Annotated in this window: 18 protein-coding genes and 1 tRNA gene; 10 read left to right on the top strand and 9 right to left on the bottom strand. The window is 60.8% G+C overall.

Annotated elements, in window-relative coordinates:
* Positions 1–111 precede the first annotated feature (111 nt).
* The 6 genes from phnE (ACROSR_RS18220) to ACROSR_RS18245 form a co-directional block, all read right to left on the bottom strand.
* Positions 112–957, bottom strand: coding sequence for a phosphonate ABC transporter, permease protein PhnE (gene phnE / locus ACROSR_RS18220; RefSeq protein WP_432687317.1), 846 nt, complete (start codon positions 955–957; stop codon positions 112–114).
* On the bottom strand, positions 950–1,822 hold the full coding sequence (phnE, locus tag ACROSR_RS18225) for a phosphonate ABC transporter, permease protein PhnE (RefSeq protein ID WP_432687318.1): 873 nt from the start codon (positions 1,820–1,822) through the stop codon (positions 950–952). The genes phnE (ACROSR_RS18220) and phnE (ACROSR_RS18225) overlap by 8 nt, the downstream gene beginning before the upstream one ends.
* Before the next feature lie 63 nt (positions 1,823–1,885).
* A complete protein-coding gene (gene phnD, locus ACROSR_RS18230) occupies positions 1,886–2,803 on the bottom strand; it encodes a phosphate/phosphite/phosphonate ABC transporter substrate-binding protein (protein ID WP_432687319.1) in 918 nt (305 codons plus the stop codon).
* A gap of 31 nt (positions 2,804–2,834) precedes the next feature.
* Positions 2,835–3,635 carry a phosphonate ABC transporter ATP-binding protein gene (gene phnC / locus ACROSR_RS18235; RefSeq protein WP_432687320.1) on the bottom strand — a complete coding sequence of 267 codons (801 nt, stop codon included), beginning with the start codon at positions 3,633–3,635 and terminating at the stop codon, positions 2,835–2,837.
* Positions 3,636–4,298: 663 nt separating this feature from the next.
* Complete coding sequence (locus ACROSR_RS18240) at positions 4,299–7,646, bottom strand: DEAD/DEAH box helicase (RefSeq protein WP_432687321.1); 3,348 nt, start codon at positions 7,644–7,646, stop codon at positions 4,299–4,301.
* A 114-nt stretch (positions 7,647–7,760) separates the two neighbouring features.
* Positions 7,761–8,513 (bottom strand): hypothetical protein, encoded by a 753-nt coding sequence (locus tag ACROSR_RS18245; protein WP_432687322.1) that lies wholly within the window; start codon positions 8,511–8,513, stop codon positions 7,761–7,763.
* 392 nt (positions 8,514–8,905) lie between these two features.
* On the opposite strand from ACROSR_RS18245, the gene ACROSR_RS18250 reads away from it, so the two are divergent.
* The 8 genes from ACROSR_RS18250 to ACROSR_RS18285 all read left to right on the top strand — a co-directional run bounded on the left by ACROSR_RS18250 (position 8,906) and on the right by ACROSR_RS18285 (position 15,636).
* Entirely contained in the window at positions 8,906–9,358 is a 453-nt protein-coding gene (locus ACROSR_RS18250) for a DUF2924 domain-containing protein (RefSeq protein ID WP_432687323.1), read from the top strand.
* Positions 9,355–10,665 carry a recombinase family protein gene (locus ACROSR_RS18255; protein ID WP_432687324.1) on the top strand — a complete coding sequence of 437 codons (1,311 nt, stop codon included), beginning with the start codon at positions 9,355–9,357 and terminating at the stop codon, positions 10,663–10,665. The genes ACROSR_RS18250 and ACROSR_RS18255 overlap by 4 nt, the downstream gene beginning before the upstream one ends.
* Entirely contained in the window at positions 10,662–11,042 is a 381-nt protein-coding gene (locus tag ACROSR_RS18260; RefSeq protein ID WP_432687325.1) for a hypothetical protein, read from the top strand. Before ACROSR_RS18255 ends, ACROSR_RS18260 begins: the two co-directional genes overlap by 4 nt.
* A gap of 67 nt (positions 11,043–11,109) precedes the next feature.
* Positions 11,110–11,379, top strand: coding sequence for a DksA/TraR family C4-type zinc finger protein (locus tag ACROSR_RS18265; protein WP_432687326.1), 270 nt, complete (start codon positions 11,110–11,112; stop codon positions 11,377–11,379).
* A gap of 188 nt (positions 11,380–11,567) precedes the next feature.
* Positions 11,568–12,548, top strand: coding sequence for an HNH endonuclease signature motif containing protein (locus ACROSR_RS18270; protein WP_432687327.1), 981 nt, complete (start codon positions 11,568–11,570; stop codon positions 12,546–12,548).
* A 126-nt stretch (positions 12,549–12,674) separates the two neighbouring features.
* Entirely contained in the window at positions 12,675–13,586 is a 912-nt protein-coding gene (locus tag ACROSR_RS18275; protein ID WP_432687328.1) for an HNH endonuclease, read from the top strand.
* 267 nt (positions 13,587–13,853) lie between these two features.
* Positions 13,854–14,261, top strand: coding sequence for a very short patch repair endonuclease (locus ACROSR_RS18280; RefSeq protein ID WP_432687329.1), 408 nt, complete (start codon positions 13,854–13,856; stop codon positions 14,259–14,261).
* A gap of 61 nt (positions 14,262–14,322) precedes the next feature.
* Positions 14,323–15,636, top strand: coding sequence for a DNA cytosine methyltransferase (locus ACROSR_RS18285; RefSeq protein WP_432687330.1), 1,314 nt, complete (start codon positions 14,323–14,325; stop codon positions 15,634–15,636).
* Here the strand turns inward: ACROSR_RS18285 and ACROSR_RS18290 are convergent.
* Positions 15,586–16,428 (bottom strand): hypothetical protein, encoded by an 843-nt coding sequence (locus ACROSR_RS18290; RefSeq protein ID WP_432687331.1) that lies wholly within the window; start codon positions 16,426–16,428, stop codon positions 15,586–15,588. The genes ACROSR_RS18285 and ACROSR_RS18290 overlap by 51 nt on opposite strands.
* A 367-nt stretch (positions 16,429–16,795) precedes the next feature.
* Between ACROSR_RS18290 and ACROSR_RS18295 the strand changes: the two genes are divergently transcribed.
* Both ACROSR_RS18295 and ACROSR_RS18300 read left to right on the top strand, forming a co-directional pair.
* On the top strand, positions 16,796–18,130 hold the full coding sequence (locus tag ACROSR_RS18295; protein WP_432687332.1) for an ATP-binding protein: 1,335 nt from the start codon (positions 16,796–16,798) through the stop codon (positions 18,128–18,130).
* A 10-nt stretch (positions 18,131–18,140) separates the two neighbouring features.
* A complete protein-coding gene (locus ACROSR_RS18300) occupies positions 18,141–19,091 on the top strand; it encodes an O-methyltransferase (RefSeq protein WP_432687333.1) in 951 nt (316 codons plus the stop codon).
* A gap of 283 nt (positions 19,092–19,374) precedes the next feature.
* On the opposite strand, the gene ACROSR_RS18305 is transcribed toward ACROSR_RS18300, so the two are convergent.
* Positions 19,375–19,464: transfer RNA gene (locus ACROSR_RS18305), tRNA-Ser, on the bottom strand.
* A gap of 172 nt (positions 19,465–19,636) precedes the next feature.
* Positions 19,637–19,907, bottom strand: a 271-nt coding sequence (locus ACROSR_RS18310; RefSeq protein WP_432687334.1) for a transposase, incomplete at its 5' end; no start/stop codon positions are given.

Consider the following 19,907-nt stretch of genomic DNA (forward strand, 5'->3'; position numbering starts at 1 on the left):
CCGACGGTGTCGCCGAAAATGACACTGCAAACCGCGCCGCTTGATCAGGCCGCGTCACCCAGATTCCGGCATAGCTCAGCGAAAAACCATCGGACCCGGTTGGCCTCCCTTTTATTCGCCTTTGATAAGGCGCAACCGCAACCACGCAGACAGTGCGTCAATTGCGTATACCGTTATGATGATCAGAATAATGATCAGACTTGCCTGACCGAACTCGTATACGCGCAAACGGTCCGCAAGCTGATAGCCTATCCCACCAGCCCCGACGATCCCGAGGATGGTGGCGGAACGGGTGTTCGATTCCCACATGTAAAGGGTTGCCGCCAACATGTTGGGCAGCACCTGAGGCAGGATCCCCAGGCGAAGACCGTCGAACCACGAACCGCCAGATGCGCGCACTCCTTCCACCGGCTTGCGCGTCGTGTTGTCCAATGCCTCCGAATAAAGTTTCGCCAGTGTGCCCGCCTCCACAAGCGCGATCGCCATGATCCCCGCCAAGGGTCCCAGCCCGATCGCTCGCACAAAAACCAGCGCCCAGATGAGGTAATCGAGGCTGCGCAGGGAATCCGAGAAACGCCGAAACAGGAACTGTGCGGCCCGGATTGGGAAGGTTGTGCGTGACGAGACCAGCGCCAGCGGCACCGCCAGAGTTGCGCCAAGGACCGTTCCGAGAAAGGCCATGGCAACGGTCTCAAGCAGCGCCCAGAGAAACTCGGGCAGATATTCGAAACCGGAGGGCACCAGCATCATCGCGAGCGCGTCGCCCAGCTTGGGCAGGCCGTTCAGAAATTTTGGGCTGAACACCTCGCACACCCACGCGGAATAAAACAGAAGAGCGGTTCCCGCCACAACAGCCATCGCGAAGCGCACTTGGCTTGCCAGAGGCGACCGAATGGCTTTCACTAGCTCATTGCGACGCGGCGCGCCCATATCATCAAAATATTTTATATCAGTCATCCTGGGCTCCTGCGATGCGCAGACGCAACCATTCGCTGAATATATCGTTTAGTGAAACGACCGCGAATACCAGCAGCAGTATCGCTCCTGCGTCATCATAGTAACCAAGGCTCAGGGACTCGTAGAGCGTCATACCGATACCACCTGCGCCGACAAACCCGACGACCGTGGCACTGCGCACGTTCATTTCGAAACGCCACAGGGAATACGAGACATAATTCGGAAGGACCTGCGGCAGTAGACCGGTCAGCATTTCGTCGAACCAGGTCCCGCCGGCCGCGCGCACACCTTCCAGTGGCAGCATGTCGACGTTTTCGTTAACATCGGCGAACAGTTTGCCCTGTGCGCCAAAGGTGTGTAGCATTATGGCCAGCGCACCCGCTAGCGGTCCCAGACCGAACGCGAACATGAAGATCAGCGCCCAGACCAGATCTGGCACAGTGCGGGCGACTTCTAGGGTGCGGCGCAGGATGGTTCCGGTCCATCGGCCGCCGCCCAGACCGCGTGCGGCAAAGAAGCTGGCGGTGGCCCCCAGTATCGTACCGACAGATGTGCCGAAAAACGCGATCATCAACGTCGTCCAAACCAGCTCCAGCCACTCGCGCAACCCCCAAAACCAGCTTGCGAGATCTGCCCCAAGTGTCTCGAGCTGCAGAGGAGGCACGAGACCAAACAGGAAGTCCCCGACGCGCGGCAGGCCCTCGATCAGTCGTCCAAGACTAAAGCCGCTGACCTCGACCGCGCCGGCGAGGCAGAGCGCGAGCACGCCGACCCCCACCAGGCTGACCTTCCGAGTGTGAGCGCGGTGCGCGTGAAATGTAGCTTCGAACCGTTCCATCTGCGGGTTTGAAAGGGCCATGCACATGTCCGATTTGCAAAATGAGGTGCGGCCCCCTGATACGGAGGCCGCCTGAATATTACGCGCGATTCAGTTGGACTTGCGCATGGCGCGCATCTTCTTGCGTAGCGCGACCGTGACTTCGTAAGTCTCGTGATCGATGGGGACGAAGCCCTGTGTCTCGCCTTTCGCCACAGCCTCGGCCAAGTCCATGTTTTCCTTGTGCAGGTTCATGAACAGATCTTTGAGCTCCGCGCGCAGGTCGGCGGGCATGTCCGAGCGCACGATCAGCGGCGGCGGCGGGAGGATGTCGGAAGTCCAGATGACGCGGATATCATCACGGTTCAACATTCCCTTGTCCATCATGGTGCGCAGCTGGCCATAGCCGTCGCCTTTTGTGGTCCAGGTGAAGGCACCTTCATAATTGCCTTCCAGAACTCCCAGCACAGACTGCGTGTGACCGCCGGAGACCGGCGATTGGAAGTACTCATCGATGGGGTGACCCATCTGTTCGAATTGTACTGTTGGCACGAGATAGCCCGAATTAGAATTAGGGTCGGTGCGCGCCACAAGCTTGCCTTCAAGATCCTCGAATGTCTGGTACGGGCTGTCGGCCTGCACGATCAGGACCGAGTTGTAGCCAAGATTGCCATCCTTGTCGGTCGCGGTCACCAACGGCTCGACACAGCCGCCGCATTCCAGCCATGATCCCGAATAGGCCGACGGGCTGGTCCACGCCATGTCGATCTGCCCCGAGATCAGCGCGTTGTTCACGCCAATGAATTCAGTAGCAGTGTATACCTTGACCGGAACGCCCAGCTTTTCGCTCGCATAAGCAGCAAAGCCGTCCATGGTGTCGGATGTCTCGGTCTGGGTTTCGACGGGTATTACGCCGAAGCCGATTTCCGTCACAGTATCGCGCCAGCCTTCGGCTACGGCACCGCCTGCCAGCGCGACGCCGAATAGCGTTGCAAGAATTGGTGTGAGTCTCATGGTGATTCCTTTCATCGAAGTGCATCAAGGTTGGGATCGTTACGGGTCACTCGGCCATTTCAACCGCGCGAGGAGCAGGTTTCTGTCGCGCGCGGACAGCGCCGTCGTTGCTGGGTTGAATGCCGTATATACGTGCTACGGCGGTTTCGGTCAGCGTCGAAATCGGACCATCGAAAACCACCCGACCCGAGGACAGCCCGATGGCACGGCCAGCATATCTTCGCGCCAATTCCAGACTGTGCAGGTTGCAAAGCACCGGAAGGTTACGGTCGTGGGCGATGCGCGCCAGGGTATCCATCACGATGGTGGCATTTTGCGGGTCGAGCGACGCCACCGGCTCATCCGCCAGTATGAGGCGGGGTCGCTGCATCAGCGCCCGGGCGATCGCCACGCGCTGTTGCTGGCCACCCGAAAGACGCTCGGCACGCACGAGCGCCTTGTCCAGAAGGTCGAGATCGTCGAGATGCGCCGCGGCGCGCAGACGGTCCGCTTCGGTATGAATGCCCGAAAGACGGCGCAACGCCGACGTGTCCACGCTTGCCCCGACCAGCACGTTCGTGAGTACGTCAAGCCGTGGTGCCAGATTGTAGCCCTGAAATACCATGGCCGCAGACGCCCGCCAGCGCCGCAGCGCGGCCCCGGTCAAAGCCAGAATGTCCTCACTTTCGAAGACGATCCTGCCGCTGCTGGGCTTATCTAGCCGATTTATCATGCGCAACAGCGTGGATTTGCCCGCGCCTGAACGCCCGATCACGGCCACGACACCCGATTCCCCGATGTCGAAAGAGACATCGTTCAGAGCAGTAACGTCGCCATAGCACTTGCTCAGATTGGTAATGTTAAGCATTTTTGGGCCTCCTTATGACCCGGCAAGTATCGCAGTAATGTAACATCCAAATGATGCGGACCCGGATGTGCTGGCTGTGCCGTATCTTGTGACAAAGCTCAGTGATTGTTTGCGCTTTTAGGGTGCGATGATTGCCGTCGGGAGGTGAGTTGGAGATGGGCGACCACCTCGAATTTGACGACGGCAGAATTAGGGCCTGTGGACATTCGGGATTCCCGAACCGCGCAGGTTTTGATTCAACCTTCCAAAAGGGAGGTTTGAAGGGACGATCAGCGATCTGTGGTGTCGGACGAGGTTTGAACGCGGCTTGAGCCACACTTGCCTGGCAAGAAAAGTGACAGTGGCGCGGCCGGCAGGGATAATCGTGGGAGCGGTCATTCGCCGCGCTGTCTACGAGCGGCAGGTCGGGGCCGGGCACTTCGAAGAAGTCGACCAAGCTTCGCAACTTTGCAGGGTCAGTTTCCCGCGCTCAGCCGCCGCTCAGCTCAGTCGAGGCTGCACTTGCGGCGAAGGGTTGCTTTGGGCTCGCAGCTTTGGGTCGCCGGCTGTCAACATCGTTGGAGATGCCAACGATGTCCGTGTTCGGGGCATTGTTGTGAACCACAACAATGCTCAGCAAGCTATTTCAGCGACGTGGCAATGTCCTTATCGACCCGGCATCCATCATCCGTTCAGCGGGGCGAAGAGATCCTGCAGTGTGGCTTCGTCCAACAATGTCTCTGCGGCACCGCCTTCATCGTCGAACAGGGCATCCGCCAGCGCCTGCTTGCGCGCCTGCATGTCGAGGATCTTTTCCTCGACCGTGCCGGCTGCCACGAGACGGTGCACGAAGACCGGCTTGTCCTGGCCAATCCGGTGGGTGCGGTCCATCGCCTGACGCTCAACCGCCGGGTTCCACCACGGATCGTAGAGGATGACCGTGTCGGCCTCGGTCAGGGTCAGGCCGACCCCGCCCGCCTTCAGGCTGAGCAGGAAGACCGGCGCGGTCCCTTGCGCGAAGGCCTCGAGCACCTCGGCGCGTTTTTCGGTCTGACCCGTGAGCGACAGGCTGGCGATCCCCGCATCGGCCAGATCGCCTTCGATCAGGCGCAGCATCTCGACGAATTGCGAAAACACCAGCACGCGGCGCCCTTCGGCGACCAGCTCGCCCAGAAGCACGCGCAGCCGGGCGCGTTTGGCGCTCTCGGTCACCGACCGCGCGGCTTCGGTCTTGACCAGGCCCGGGTCGCAGCAGACCTGGCGCAGCTTCAGCAGCGCATCCAGAACCGTGATCCGCGCCGCGGCCAGCCCCTTCTTGTCGATGGCATCGCGGACCCGGGCATCCATCGCGCTGCGCACCGTTTCATAAAGCGCCTGCTGGGATTTCGGCAGATCGACACGGTCGAGGATTTCGGTCTTGGCCGGCAACTCTGCCGCAACCTCTTCCTTGGTGCGGCGCAGCAGAAAGGGGCGCAGGCGGCGGTTCAGACGCGCCTGCGCAGAGGCGTCGCCGTGCTTTTCGATGGGCGTACGGAACAGCGTCTGAAAGCGCTTGCGATCCCCCAGCAATCCGGGATTCACCCAGTCGATCAGCGTCCAGAGATCCTGCAACGAGTTCTCCAGCGGGGTGCCGGTCAGCGCCAGCCGCCCGCGGGCGGGGATCTCGCGCAGGGTTTTCGCCATTTGCGAGGCTGGGTTCTTGAGTGTCTGTGCCTCATCGAGGACCACCAACGGCCAGTCCTGCGCCGCAAGCCAGTCGCGGTCGCGGGCAAGCAGCGGATAGGTGGTCACCACGAGATCGGCCTCGAGCGCGGCCTCACGCCGGGCCGCCCGGCCCGTGCCATGCAGGATGACCAACCGCAGGTCGGGCGTGAACTGCGCGGCCTGTGTCTGCCAGCTGTGCAGCAGGCTCGTCGGCACGATCAATAACGCCGGTCCGGGCGCCTCGGACTCGACCCGCGCCTGCAACAGGGCCAGCACCTGCACCGTCTTGCCCAGCCCCATGTCATCGGCCAGCACGCCACCGAACCCGGCCTCCAGCAGGCTGCCCATCCAGGCCGCGCCGTAGGCCTGATAGTCGCGCAGATCTGCGGTCAGGCCCGCAGGTGGCGCAAAGCTGTCGGCCTCGGCCAACGCCTGCAGGCTGCGCGCCAGCGGCAGGATGCCGGCCTTGTCGGCAAAGCGGATGTCGCTGCCGGCCAGCGCCTCCTCGGCCAGCCTTGCGACACTGGCATCCGACGGGTGCAGCGCGCCCAGCTCCGCATGATGAGTCAAAAACAGATGCAACAGCGGCGCCAGCGGGCTGAGATCCAGCGCGACATAGCCCTGTTTGCCCCGGTCCAGATAGACGGGCCGGCAGGCGAGATGCTGTGCCAGCGTCTCGACATCCGGCAGATCCTCCCACTCGTCGCGCACCTGTTCCAGGAACGCCGCGACCAGAGGTGCCACATCCACCGGCTTGCCGCCGATCTCGGCCTGGAATCCCAGCGAGAACCAGTCATTACCCTGAAAGGCCTCGCCCGCCTCGGCGCGCGTCGTCACCGCAAGCTCGGCGGCTTCCTCGCTCAGGCGATAGGGCCATTTCGGCGTCTCGATCACCTCCCAGCCGTCGCGACGCAACTCCGGCACCACGCGAAAGGCGAAATCCAGCGCCTCGCGCATGTCCGAGATCTCCAGGCTTTGCAGGTTCATCTCGCCATCGGCAAAGACGAAATCGCACTCCGCCATGCGCTTGCCCGGCCAATGGATCTCAAGCTCCTCGACCGGCACTGCGCCCGCCTTCATCAGCGTCGTGGCGCAGGACGCTTCCCATGCGAGGTCGCGCGTCAGGGTCACGATCTCGTCGTCGGCGATCATGCGCGGGTCGGTATCGCCATCCCACACCTCCTGCCCGTCATAGACGAAGCGCAGGGCCAGCGTGGGCAACTGCACCGAACCGCCCCAATAGCGCGGCCCATTGCGCGCCGTCTCGGCCCCAAGGGTCAGCCGCGCGAATTGCTGCGTGGCCGCGCGCCGGCTCTGTCGGATCACCCGCGGGCGCGGCAGGTCCAGACCGGCAAGCGTGTCGGGCAGCGCCGCGCCAAGCGCCTCCGCTTCATGCGGCGCGACCTCGGGTGCCGCGTCCACGACGCGCAGCACCTCCGTGTCCACCGCATGCGCGAGCACGCCGATCTGCCCCCGACCGGTGTCGATCCAGAGCGTCGCATCGTCCATGCCGCGCAGTTGCAACGGCTGACCGGCCGCATCCTCGACCCCCAGCCGCTGGCTGCCATCCGCCATCATACGCCAGGCCAGCCGCGGTTCGGGCCGCGCATCGCACCAGGTCAGTTGGGCGTCGGGCGCGTTGTCATGCAGGAACCGACCCGTGTCGCAGAGCCGGCGTATCAGCGCGACGGCATCGTCGCCTTTCGGACGCATGAAACTGGGCAGGCCGTGGCTGTAGCTGGCCTCCCAGAGCCGTGCCTGCGCCAATGCCGACAGCAATTCCAGATCCACCGGGCGGATGAACTTGGCGGGGATGCTGCCGCGCAGGACATGCCCCGCATCATAGCGCCGGATCGCCTTGTTCAGCGCGTCTCCGGCCGCATTGATCCGGCCCTTGAATAGGTCGACTTTCAATTGCGGGCCATGCGGAAGCAGGACATAGAGCAAGCGGTCCTTGACCGCGGGCGGGTAATCCTCGGGCCGTGCCTCCGGCACCTGCGCCGTGCTGGCGCTCTGCCTGACACGCGTCAGCCAGCCCTGCACCGGCGCAGGAAGACCCGGCTGCCCGGTCTGCTGGTCTGCCCGCGTCACCAGGGCGGCTACCACGTGCTTGCAATTGTAGCCGACCGGACAGGAGCAACTGCCGTCGATCAGACCCCGCATCACGGTGATGCGTTGCTGGTAGCTTTCCCCCCGTCCGTTTGACACCCGCGCCCGCAGGGCCCCATTCGCGAGAGGCTCGACCGAAACGACAAGACCGCGACGCGCATAGTCACGGCCTCGTTGCAGCGTCGCCCCGTCAAAATGTTCATTCAGCCGGATATCCATGCCGTCCAGCTACAGTCCTTTGCATGATTGCGTAAAGCCTTGTCTGGAAATCTCGCTCTGGAGGAATCACCCGCTTCAAAAGTCCAACTTGTTGAAAGCCCTTGTGTCGCAATGTCACTTTCCGTCAACCTCCGGACACCCCCCGTTGGTTTCCGCAGCCGACTTCGCGCTGCGCAAGTCCGGCCCTTGCACCCTCTTCGCCCCGCCGCGCTGCGCCGACGGCAGCCGGATCAGTGTGGCCATGGCATCCGCCAGATTGCGCGATATCGGCTCGCCCTCGACCTGCTGCTCGTAGAACCAATCGGACAGATTTTCCTTCTTGCTTTGGATATCAGCCGTCAGGCCAAAATGCGCGATCGCCTCCTCCATCAGGTCGAGATAAGGCGTGGTGTATGGGGCAGCAGCCGCCGCTCCTTCCGGTGAAGCCGCTTCCGGCACGAAGTCCGGCCATATCGCCTTCACCATGAAACGCGGCATGCGGATGTCGATGAATTCCCAATCTCGCGCCGTCAGGCCCCAAAACGAATACTTGCCCTCTCGCCACTGCTCTGGCCGGATGCTGCTGTGATATCCCGAGTGCAGCCCGAACCCGCTGAAGCTGCCTTGCGCCCAGCTGGTACGTTCTTCTGTGTAACGGCCCTGCGCAATCAGGTCGCCATCGCGTAAGGCGACCAGCAACTCGGTCTGCGCCTCCGCCTTCCAGCCGATTGTCGGATCCTGCGGAGGGTTCCAGTGCTCGTGCGCTGGCTTGGGCTTCGGTGGCAGTTTGGCAGCCTCAGCAGCGCGTCGCGCCACCGTCACGTTTTGCACATGGGCCAGCGCTTCGGAATAAGCCCATTGGGTTCGATCAAGTGTTTGCAGCGACATCAACGGCCTCATGAATCAGGTTTGGGAGCGGGGTGAACATAATGCGAACAGGGTGTCCCACTCAAGGCCTCAACACGTCGAATGGGTGGAACGGTTCCACCCTTTCCGGCCGGGCGTGGGGTGACCCGTTCCGAGGTAGCGGCAAATCCGCGAAACCTGCTGAGATGCAGGCATGACAAATACACACAGCCGCATCCGCCGCCCCAATCCATTTCGACCCGACCAGATGACGCCGGTGGAACGCCGCGCCGAGTTGTGTGGGCTGCTGGCGCTCGGGCTGGTTCGGCTGCAGCTGCGCGAGCGCAGCGAACCTTCTGACGAGTCTGGAGAAAGTTGCCTACACTCTCCGCCCGACGGATGCCTTCATGCAACTCCATACAACGGAGAAAACCATGACAACCCATGACCCCATCCCCGCGCGCCTCGCCGCGTTGAAGACCACGCCGACGCCGGCGCTGAAGACCCAGTGGCGCGACCTGTTCGACAGCGAGCCGCCGCCGTTCAACCGGCGTTATCTCGAGAGCCGGCTGGCCTACCGCATCCAGGAACTGGTCTATGGCGGGTTGAAGCCCGAGACGATCCGGCGGCTGGAGCGGCTCGGAGAAGAACTCGACGGTGGCGATCGGAAGAAGAGCAGCATTCGCGCGGACCTGAAACCCATCACGGGCACGCGGCTGCTCCGCGAATGGAAGGGGATCGAGCATGTCGTCACCGTCACAGCGGACGGCTTCGAGTGGCAGGGGCGGCCCTACAAGTCGCTCTCGGCCATCGCCCGCGCCATCACCGGCACGCGCTGGAACGGCTGGGTCTTCTTCGGGCTGAAGAGCCGGAGGGGCCGCACATGACCAAGCCCATCGTCCGGAAGCAGCGCTGCGCGATCTACACGCGCAAATCATCCGAGGAAGGGCTGGAGCAGGAGTTCAACTCGCTCCACGCCCAGCGCGAGGCGTGCGAAGCCTACATCACCAGCCAGAAGGCGGAGGGCTGGGTGCTGGTCCGCGATCAGTATGACGACGGTGGCATTTCCGGCGGCACGCTGGAGCGGCCCGGCCTGCAGCGGCTGGTGGAGGACATCGAGGACGGGCTGGTTGACGTAGTCGTCGTCTACAAGATCGACCGGCTCAGTCGCTCGCTCGCCGATTTCGCCAAGCTGGTCGAGGTATTCGATCGAAATGACGTCACTTTCGTCTCGGTCACGCAGTCGTTCAACACCACCACGTCGATGGGGCGGCTGACGCTGAACATCCTGCTCAGCTTTGCCCAGTTCGAGCGGGAGGTCACCGCCGAACGCATCCGCGACAAAGTCGCCGCCAGCAGGAAGAAGGGCATGTGGATGGGCGGGGTGCCGCCCTATGGCTATCGCGTCGAGAACCGGAAGCTGGTGGTCGATGAGGAAAACGCTGACCATGTGCGCTGGATCTTCGCGCGCTTCCTCGAGATCGGCTCGGGGACGGAACTGGCGCGGGAGGTGGGCAAGCGTGGCATACGCACGCCGCGCGGCAACCGGATCGACAAGAAGTACCTCTACCGGATGCTGAACAACCGCGCGTATATCGGCGAGGCGGTTCACAAGGGCGAAAGCTATCCCGGTGAGCACGACGCGATCATCGACCGCGAGACGTGGGACCGCGTCCATGCGATCCTGCAGGAGAGCCCGCGCAAGCGCGCCGCGCGCACACGCGCCGACACGCCCGCGTTGCTGAAAGGGCTACTGTTCGGACCCGATGGCGCGGCGTTCTCGCCAACGCACACCCGGAAGGGCGGGCGGCTGTACCGATATTATGTCAGCCAGACCGTGCTCAAGCATGGCGCTGGATCCTGCCCGGTCGGGCGCGTACCCGCAGGCGAGGTCGAGGCCGCCGTCATCGACCAGCTCCGCGCCGTGTTCCGCCAGCCCGAGATCGTGGCGGGCACATGGAAGGCGGCGCGCGCCCATGCCGGCGATATGACCGAGGCGGATGCCCGCATCGCCCTGCACCAACTCGACCCGCTGTGGGACGAACTGTTCCCCGCCGAGCAGGCGCGCATCGTGGCGCTGCTTGTGGAGCGGGTGGACATCGGCACGGACGGGCTCAACGTGCGGCTTCGCGTGGAAGGCCTCGGCGGGCTCGCGCGAGAGATGCAGGCCGGCGGTATCGGAGAAGCAGCATGACACGCGGCACGCCGATTCCCGAGACCATGACGCTCCACGTTCCGTTCCGCATCACGAAGCGCGGCGGGCGCAAGGAGATGCAGCTGCCCGAGGGCGCCACGCCGTCGCGCCGGACGGATAGCACGCTGGTCAAGGCGCTGGCCCGCGCGTTTCGGTGGAAGCGGATGCTGGAGTCGGGCGAGTTCACCACCATCGCCGAACTGGCTGAGCGCGAGGGGATCGCACCCTCCTACATGACCCGCGTCCTGCGCCTCACGCTGCTTGCGCCCGACATCGTCGAGGCGATCCTAGATGGGAAGGAGGGGCCGGAGGTGACGCTGGCGCGGGTGCTGGAGCCGTTGCCGCTGGTGTGGAAGGAACAGCACCAATGGTTATGACATGCGGGCGGTTTTGTTATAGTCGCGCGAAGCGTATATCACGATTTTAAACAAAAGGGGTTGTGAGATGGCCGGAGGATGGGCCCGTGACGGTGCCGTAAACGAGCAGATTGATGCTTCGATTCAGGACGAACTGAAACGGATGCAGGCGAGGCGATTGCCGGAGGGCGAAAGCCTGACCAATTGTGCCGAATGCGACGAACCGATACCGGAAGCTCGCAGACGCGCCCTGCCAGGCGTCAAGCTCTGCGTCGACTGCCAGAGTGAACGCGACGGCCGTCCCGTGAGGCGTGGGGGCTTTAACAGACGCGCATCAAAAGACGCACTCCTGAAGTAGACCAAAGACGCAGTCCCGAACATTTTCGCGAAGTCAGGGACGGCGGATGAAGCTTGCAGTGGATACAGTTTGGGTGGTTTCATGAAAGCGACGGAGAGCGGCCTTCAGCTACAGATGCCGCGCACGGGTCCCATGTGCCGCGAAATCGCCGGATGGCAGTGATCTTGTACGAGTTGAGGAGGCCCATGGTGACCCAACTACCCGACGTCGATGTCTTTGAGATGGAAGAGTTCTGCACTTACCGCGGTGAAGAGTACCGTGTGCGCGACAACGGTTCCGTGCTCCGTCAGGCCAAGGCGGGAAAGAGACGCCGTCCCCTCGATGAGATCTGGACCTTCGGCACGCCGAGCAAGAGCGATGGCTACATGGCGATCTCCGGTCACAAAGTGCACCGGATCGTCGCCACGGCCTTTCTTGGTGAGCAGCCGAGCAAGGGTCACATCGTCGATCACATAGATACCAACCGTCGCAACAACCGGCATGACAACCTTCGCTGGATAACCCGTCTAGAAAACATCCTTCTGAACCCGGTCACTGCCAAACGTATTGAGTATCTCTACGGCAGCATCGAGGATTTCCTCGCCGACCCTTGCAATCCGAAGAACGGCACGCTGACGGCCGATTTTGAGTGGATGCGAACGGTCACAAAAGACGAGGCGGAATACAGCCTTGAGCGAATGCTGGCCTGGGCGGCATCCGGCAGGCCGTCCGGCGGCGGTAGCCTCGGAGACTGGATTTTCAGACGAAGTGCTGCACTCGTGGAAGAGCCGCGCCCCAAATTGGTCGCATCTAAGACGCCCGGGGCAGTTCAGCGCAACTGGCAGGTGCCAGCGGAGTTCCCTCTATGCCCCGAACCAAAAGATGAAGCGCCGCTCGCGACATACTTCCCATGCCTGCAGGAGGGTGCTGTGGCCGTCATTTCACCTTGGGGTGAAACCAAGGTCGGGAGGGCTGCCATGTCTGAAGACGGGACTGCCATCTTCATCCTTGGGTCGCACGGAGGGGACGCGATAAAGCCGTGGTCGCTCGCACAGATCACTTTCGAGGATGGCCAGTACGTGCATGAGAGTTGCGGCACGTTCTTCACGCGCGACGGTGCTGAGAAGGAATTCACCCTGATCCAGGGTTTGAGCTGGGAAGGGGGCGAGACCTTTGATGACTATTGTTAACATTTACACGAGTCGTCCAATTCTCCGTGGGGATTCTGCCTTCGTATTAATGGTCAAGGCGATGGTGGCCTGGTTACGCTGGGAACGGGTGCGCTGGCTGAGGTCGGTGCAGGGGCCGGCTCGCACATGAAACTAGTCCTCGATACGAAGCCCGACTCTGGCTACCGTGACGACATCGCACGGCGCTATCATTTCCCTTCTCAGTACAAGCGGATCGTCGACGAGGCGGTGGGTGACTGGGTGGTTTTCCGCCGGCCGCGCGCCGGCGGCGGCCATATGGGCTACGTCGGCGTGGGCAAGGTCGAGCGCGTAGAGCCCGACCCGGAGACGCATGGTCACCACTATGCGATCATCACGATGTTTCTCTTCTTCGATGAGGTCGTGCCTTGGAATGACGGCGGCAGGTACTACGAGGCGCCGCTCCGCGATCTCAAGGATAAGGCGTTCGTTGGGCGTTCCCTACGCGGCCGATCCGCTCGACAACTGGCCGAAGACGACTTCGCTGCCATTGTCGGACGAGGTCTAAGCGATACTCTCGCCCCAGAGAATGCGCGCCGCTTCGGGTTGATACATGAAGAGGCCGACGAGGCGACGCGCGCCCTTCTCATGGCGCCCAAACCAGAACAGGAGCGCCGCATCGCCGAGATCTTGGTGAACCGGAAGATCCGCGACGCGAGCTTCCGGCGGCAGGTTGTTTCGGCGTACGACGCCCGATGCGCTGTGACGCGACTCAGGATAATTAACGGCGGTGGACGCGCCGAGGTGCAAGCGGCGCATGTCTGGGCAGTGCAGCATGGCGGTCCCGACACCGTGCGGAACGGGATCGCTCTGTCCTCGACGGTACACTGGCTGTTCGATCGCTACCTGATCTCGCTCGACGAACAGTTTCGTCTGCTTGTGGCGCACAATCGCGTGCCTGCTGACCTACGCGCACTATTCCATGAGCATGAGGGGAAGATCCATCTTCCGGCCGACCGATCGAAGTGGCCGAGCGAAGAGTACATGGCGAAGCATCGCGAGAGGTACGCATCAGCCTGACGCTGCTGGCAACAGAGATCGTCGAGGCGACCCTGGTAGGTGCGCAGGGGCGGAAGTGACGCTGGCGTCGTTCCAGCTAAAGTGGACCTCAAAGATAGCTTCGCTTCACTGAGAGTCGTTAAATGCAGCGTTCGCCACAGCTCGGGAGTTCCAGCCGGTCAGTTCTCGGAAGACCCTGAACCAAAGCGGACAATTTGAGGCGCAGCATGGCGACAATATTCAGGGGGTTATTCGGAGGCTCCAGCCACGTCCAAAGCGATCATTCTGATGGCTGACCACGTAACGGCGGAGCGCCGCTCTTACATTATGTCAAAGGTGGGTCAAAAGGACACGAAGCCCGAGCTTGCGCTTCGCCGGGCCCTGCACCGGCTCGGATATCGTTTCAGGCTCCATCGTCGCAATCTGCCCGGTAGCCCGGACATCGTTTTTCCAGGTCGTCGCAAGGTCGTGTTCGTGCATGGTTGCTTCTGGCATGGGCATGGCTGCAAGTGGGGCAGATTGCCGAAGTCCCGGCCGGAATATTGGCAGCCGAAGATTGAAACAAACAAAGAACGCGATAGGAGGGCCTTAACGGAACTGAGGGAAGCTGGATGGGAGCCCTTGGTCGTCTGGCAGTGCGAACTGCGACATTTTGAAGACGCCGTCAGCCGCGTAGAAGCCTTCCTGCGGAGCTAGGTTTTGCTGGTCAATCTGGCAATGCACCGATATGTTGAGTGAAAACGAATAGGGGTACGACATGGCGAGACCGATTGGAGTCGATCTTTTCTCAGGCGCAGGGGGCATGAGCCTCGGCTTCGAGCAAGCCGGCTTCGATGTGGTCGCGGCCGTTGAACTCGACCCTGTCCACGCTGCAGTACACAAATACAACTTTTCACGCTGTGCCGTCCTCCCTCGGTCCGTCACGGACGTCTCGGGTCTGGACATCCGTGCGGCTGCAGAGATTGGCGACCGACCCGTGGACGTCGTGTTCGGCGGCGCTCCCTGCCAAGGGTTCTCGCTTATTGGCCAGCGCGCCCTTGACGATCCGAGAAACTCACTCGTGAAAGACTTCTTGCGCATAGTGCGAGAACTCGATGCCGGCTATTTTGTCTTCGAGAACGTCAAGGGCCTCACAGTAGGCAAGCACCGACAATTCCTATTCGAGTTGATTGAGGAGTTCGAGTCGGCCGGCTACGACGTCCAGAAGGCTTGGCGTGTTCTGAACGCTGCCGATTACGGCGTGCCACAGGATCGCCAGAGGCTGATCCTTATGGGGGCCAAAAGAGGCAACAATCTGCCGTCATATCCCACGGCGATAGGCGACAGACCGACCTGCGATGCCGCGCTCGGCGATCTGCCCGACGCCGAGACATTCGAGGAACTTCGCTCTTCGGATACTGTCAAGACGTCGGCTTTCAGCAAGCCGAGCAAATACGCTGAAGCGCTCCGGGGCATTGGAAACGACGCGTGGGCCTTCGGGCATCCAAGAAAATGGAACCCGAACCGGTTGACCTCTAGCGCTCGAACCGAGCACACGGAAATATCACGGCGTCGATTTCAAGAAACGGAACAGGGCCGTGTTGAGCCAATCTCCCGGTTGTTCAAGCTGCCTGTAGACGGCGTATCGAACACGCTTCGTGCAGGAACAGACTCGGCACGGGGAGCCTTCACTAGCCCCAGGCCGATCCATTATGCGTACGCCCGCTGCGTGACTGTAAGGGAAATGGCCCGTCTTCACGGCTTCCCTGATTGGTTTCGCTTCAACGCAACAAAGTGGCATGGGGCCCGTCAGATCGGAAATGCGGTGCCTCCGCCGCTCGCACGCGCGGTCGCTTCGGCGGTGATTCAAGCGCTTGGGGTTGAACCTTCACGGCCGACAGAGGCAATCGACCTTGGTGACGAGAGGCTTCTGACGATGGGAAGCACCGAGGCATCCCAGCACTTCCAAGTCGAGAACCCTATAGGGCGTCGCAACAAGAAGAGCGGCGCCAAGAAGCGCAAGCAAGAAGAAATCGAGGAGCTATACGCCCTTAACAGGCGGGCGCAGTTCGTAGATGGCGTAGCTGGCTAAGTTCAACTCGTCGAGCGCGGATGCGTCTGCTCGCTTCACTGCTTCAAACTCGGTCAGGTAAAAACCGACACCTTTTACTGTGCGCAAGCCGATCGGGATGACGATCTCGACCTCTGACTCGTCAAAGGCGGCCTGAACTTGGTTGATTATCTGACTGGGTATCAATGGATCCTTGGCCTGCTTCGCCTCGCACGTGACCAACACTGAGTCGGGGTTTTTCGGGTCACCTGTCTTTCCGAGAAAGAGCGCATCGATCTCAGTCGAGCGGAGTTTGATGCCCATTTGCAGGTGGGTCAGTTCCAGAAGTGGAAACGCGGGCGCGACTGCAAAGTGCGTCTCGACAACCCGTAGATTGATTGCGGTCTGGATCAGCCAGGTTTCGTCGGAGCGCCCCAAAGTCTTCGTAACGAGCGGTATGCTGATCGATTGCACCGGGTAGCGCGGGGCATCGTTGCGAACTCCGAATGCGTCGAGAAACGGCTCCGTCTGACCAGGCCGGTAGGGGATGAACTCGAAAGACTCTCCATCACCCGTACGCTGGACCCCCGTGAACCGTCGTGATGCAACCGATGCAGGCCAGTTCTTCGAAGCGTTCGCTCCTCGGAGCAAATCCTTCATGAAGTTGGCGGGGTTCCGGTCGCTCAGCGTTGAGCCGTAGAGATCGTTGCATTCACGGATCGCCTGAGCCACATCGTCCAGACTCATCAGCGTCCTGTCGAGCGCGCCTTCGGCCTCGTTCCAGTGCTTGTAGAACAGGTGTTCGATGACCTGCGTCTTCTGCGATTTCGCCACTTGCTAGCCTATTTCCTTCTGTTCAGAAAAGGATATCGGCAAGTGTCACCTGTCCACAAGAGATTCATAAAGCGACGATGGGCAACCGGCCCGCTTGTCCCGCCCTCGTCGGGGCCTCGAGCCGCCGCTTTTCTGCATCGAGCAACAAAGCAACCATTCGCGCTCTACGACCAACTTCGCATCGGGTGTTCTCTGGGCGAGACGGTCAAGGCAAGACTCGGCGACGACCCTTTTCCAGCGCGGTTCAAGTGGCCAGAGGAGCACTGTGCGTGGCGGGGGACGGGGACGCGTGGAAAAGAGTAGCTTCACCACAACCTGCTTGCGAAGTCGAGACCCTGCATGCAAGATCATGCTGAGAGGAGGCGGCATGCCCGAAAATGAACCGATGAAGGTCAAAGTCGAGCCCACGAAAGACCTATTCGTGTATATCCTCACGAGAGATATCTCTCACCAGGCTGCGATTGTAGAACTTCTGGACAATTCGGTCGATGGCGCAAAACGCGTCGCTGAGGATGCATCCGACCTCTCTGACTTCTGGGTCGAAATCGATTTTAATGGTCAGAGCTTCTCTATCTGCGATAATTGCGGCGGTATACCCCTCGAAGTGGCTCAGGAGTACGCATTTCGTTTCGGAAGGGCCGAAGGTATGGACCGCGTCGCAGGGTCGATCGGTCAGTTTGGCGTCGGCATGAAGCGCGCTCTTTTCAGCTTCGGGCGCAAGTATGTAGTTGAATCTGCGACTGAAAAAGATTGGTTCCGACTCGAAGTCGATCTTAAAAAATGGATGGCGGAAAAGGATAGTTGGGACTTTAACCTCGTCGACTACGGTCAAAACAATGGTGTGAAGGTGATCGGCACGCGCATTGAGGTCACGGATCTGATAGATGATGCGGCAAGCCAGTTTGAGCAGAGTCACTTTCGCACGCGGGTGGAGAACGAGATACGGCAGAAGCATGGTTTTTTCATCGCGCGCGGATTAGCAGTGCGGGTCTGTGGCTCAACCATCCCAAGCCACCAGTGGCAGCTGATTGCGGACAATCAGTTCTCTCCGGAGTATCTTGAGAAGACCTACAATGGCGGAGAAGCGCCGGTTAAGACGCGCATTTATGCAGGAGTCGGCCGATCCAACCCGAGCGATGCCGGCTGGTACATCATCTGCAATGGGCGCCTGGTCCTGAATGCGGATAAGTCTGAGAAGACAGGCTGGATCGGAAGGCCCACGGAGTTGGACGCAATCACCGGAACTCCGCGTTATCACAATCAATTCGCTCGCTTCCGTGGCTATGTCCTGTTCGACAGCGACGACGCAGGCCGCCTTCCGTGGAATACGACGAAGACGGACATAGATCCCGACGACGCAATCTGGCTAGACACACGCGAAACCATGGCCGGCGTCATGCGGCCAGTGATCGACTTCTTGAACCTGGTTGATAGCGAAAGTGATCTGCCCGAAGGCGAGCGGCCACTCACGGCGGCTCTTGCGGCAGCACAAAGCAAATCGATTGCAGAGGTTACGACTGAGCAAAGGTTCAACTATCCGAAAAGCCCGCGGCCGCCAAAACCGAAGGAGGTGAGCATCCAGTTTCGAAAGGACAAGGATCGCGTGGAGGCCTTGCAAGAAGCCATGGGAACGACGTCCGCACGTGATACGGGCGATGCCGCATTCGAGGACGCCTATCAGCGATATGTAGACGAGGAGTAGCGACTGCGATATGGCCCCGAGTTATCGCTCAATAGACTATCGCATCCGTCCCTCGAAACATGTCGAGCGCGTAATGCTCTGCGAAGCATTTCGTCGGCTACGATTTCATGTCCTGGAGGACTATAAGTATGTCGGGCTCGGCTCGGTCTTTTTCGCCGATTTTAGGATGATACACCGCAGTCTCGGCATTACCCGGATGCTCAGTATCGAGAAGCAGGAAAACGAGAGCGCTCGCTTTGAGTGGAACAAGCCTTACTCCGGGATCGAAATGCTCTTCGGCGAAACGGAACAAAGGCTCTCCGATATTGATTTTTCGGAGCCAACGATCATCTGGCTTGACTATGACGGACCGCTGACCCGTTCAGTCATTAGTGACATTCGTCACGTGGCTCATGCAGCTTCGCACGGCTCGGTTCTCGTTGCCACGGTAAATTCGCACCCCCGGCAGACCGACGCGAATGGAACAGACATGCTCGAGCAAGTCCGCGGCGAGTTGGGAAACGAACGGATCCCAGCGAGTGCCGATTTGAGTTCCTTGCGCGGCGCAGGTCTTTCACAGTTTTATCGTCGCGTCGGGGATAGCGAGATCCGCGATGCGTTGTCGACTGCCAATGGCGTTCGATCAGGTGCAAAGCGGCTGAACTACGAACAACTCTTCAACTTCCAATACAACGACGGTGCAAAGATGGTGACCTTCGGAGGTGTCTTCTTCGAACGGGAGAAGCGCGCAGAGTACGAAGCCTGCGCATTTGATCGACTCATGTTCTTGAGGCAGGGGACAGAGGCTTACCGCATCCAGGCGCCCAAACTAACCCTGCGCGAGATAGCGCATCTAGAGCGCCAACTTCCGTTGCCTGAGGGATCAGAACTCGATCTCGGGCCGATGCCATCCAGCGATGCGCAGCGATACATCGAACTTTATCGCTTTCTTCCAACATTCGTGCCGGTCGACTTGATGTAGCTTGCACAGTTCGATAGAAATGTTCGATGTCCGTTCCATCAGTCGAATGCCACCGGCCTCGAAGTGTTTAGCCGACACCTCCGCAAAGATATTTCTTTTCAGTTGCTTACAAGCTATTCACCAAATCGGCGCAGTCATGAGGTCCGGAGAATATCGGCCCTGAGAGACCGCTTCCGCGCCACCCGGCGCCACTGCCAGTGCTCAGCCCTTCACGCATAACCCTCGAAAACAACGAGAAAATCCGGCCGCAGCCGGATCGGGAGAACGCTTTCGCGGGGGCAAGTGGCGGAGCGGGTGGGATTCGAACCCACGGTACGTTCACACGCACGGTGGTTTTCAAGACCACTGCCTTCGACCGCTCGGCCACCGCTCCCGACCCGTCTAGTAATACCAACGTGCTCTGCTGCCAAGTACCGATATTGAACCATCCAGATTTCGTCCTGCGCGGTAGTGGGTAGTGTCCCGGGAAATGGTGTAGGAACTGGCGTCCACCTGCTTCTTCATAGCTGGTGTTACTCGTTCACTGAGCGACAATCTTTGCCGTCTCAGTGTAATCCTTGCATATTGCGGTCAGCTTTTCCACCGGCATGTAGCGGCGGGGTGGAGGGGATCGTCGCGCCAGTGGCGCGGCGAAAGCCCCGGAACGCCCACTCATCATTTTGCTCCAGCATCAGCGCGCCCACGAGGCGGATGACGGCCTCGCGGTTCGGGAAGATCCCGACGACGTTGGTGCGCCGCCTGATCTCCTTGTTCACGCGCTCCAGCGGGTTGGTGCTGTGCAGCTTGCCGCGCAGGCTTTCGTCGACGGCCATGTAG

Source organism: Roseovarius tibetensis (assembly GCF_050896375.1).
GTDB classification, from domain to species: Bacteria; Pseudomonadota; Alphaproteobacteria; order Rhodobacterales; family Rhodobacteraceae; genus Roseovarius; species Roseovarius tibetensis.

Excerpts from the sequence above, each read along its gene's own strand:
- phnE (WP_432687317.1), bottom strand. The coding sequence starts at position 957 with ATGACTGATATAAAATATTTTGATGATATGGGCGCGCCGCGTCGCAAT.
- phnE (WP_432687318.1), bottom strand. The coding sequence starts at position 1,822 with ATGTGCATGGCCCTTTCAAACCCGCAGATGGAACGGTTCGAAGCTACA.
- phnD (WP_432687319.1), bottom strand. The coding sequence starts at position 2,803 with ATGAAAGGAATCACCATGAGACTCACACCAATTCTTGCAACGCTATTC.
- phnC (WP_432687320.1), bottom strand. The coding sequence starts at position 3,635 with ATGCTTAACATTACCAATCTGAGCAAGTGCTATGGCGACGTTACTGCT.
- ACROSR_RS18240 (WP_432687321.1), bottom strand. The coding sequence starts at position 7,646 with ATGGATATCCGGCTGAATGAACATTTTGACGGGGCGACGCTGCAACGA.
- ACROSR_RS18245 (WP_432687322.1), bottom strand. The coding sequence starts at position 8,513 with ATGTCGCTGCAAACACTTGATCGAACCCAATGGGCTTATTCCGAAGCG.
- ACROSR_RS18250 (WP_432687323.1), top strand. The coding sequence starts at position 8,906 with ATGACAACCCATGACCCCATCCCCGCGCGCCTCGCCGCGTTGAAGACC.
- ACROSR_RS18255 (WP_432687324.1), top strand. The coding sequence starts at position 9,355 with ATGACCAAGCCCATCGTCCGGAAGCAGCGCTGCGCGATCTACACGCGC.
- ACROSR_RS18260 (WP_432687325.1), top strand. The coding sequence starts at position 10,662 with ATGACACGCGGCACGCCGATTCCCGAGACCATGACGCTCCACGTTCCG.
- ACROSR_RS18265 (WP_432687326.1), top strand. The coding sequence starts at position 11,110 with ATGGCCGGAGGATGGGCCCGTGACGGTGCCGTAAACGAGCAGATTGAT.
- ACROSR_RS18275 (WP_432687328.1), top strand. The coding sequence starts at position 12,675 with ATGAAACTAGTCCTCGATACGAAGCCCGACTCTGGCTACCGTGACGAC.
- ACROSR_RS18280 (WP_432687329.1), top strand. The coding sequence starts at position 13,854 with ATGGCTGACCACGTAACGGCGGAGCGCCGCTCTTACATTATGTCAAAG.
- ACROSR_RS18285 (WP_432687330.1), top strand. The coding sequence starts at position 14,323 with ATGGCGAGACCGATTGGAGTCGATCTTTTCTCAGGCGCAGGGGGCATG.
- ACROSR_RS18295 (WP_432687332.1), top strand. The coding sequence starts at position 16,796 with ATGCCCGAAAATGAACCGATGAAGGTCAAAGTCGAGCCCACGAAAGAC.
- ACROSR_RS18300 (WP_432687333.1), top strand. The coding sequence starts at position 18,141 with ATGGCCCCGAGTTATCGCTCAATAGACTATCGCATCCGTCCCTCGAAA.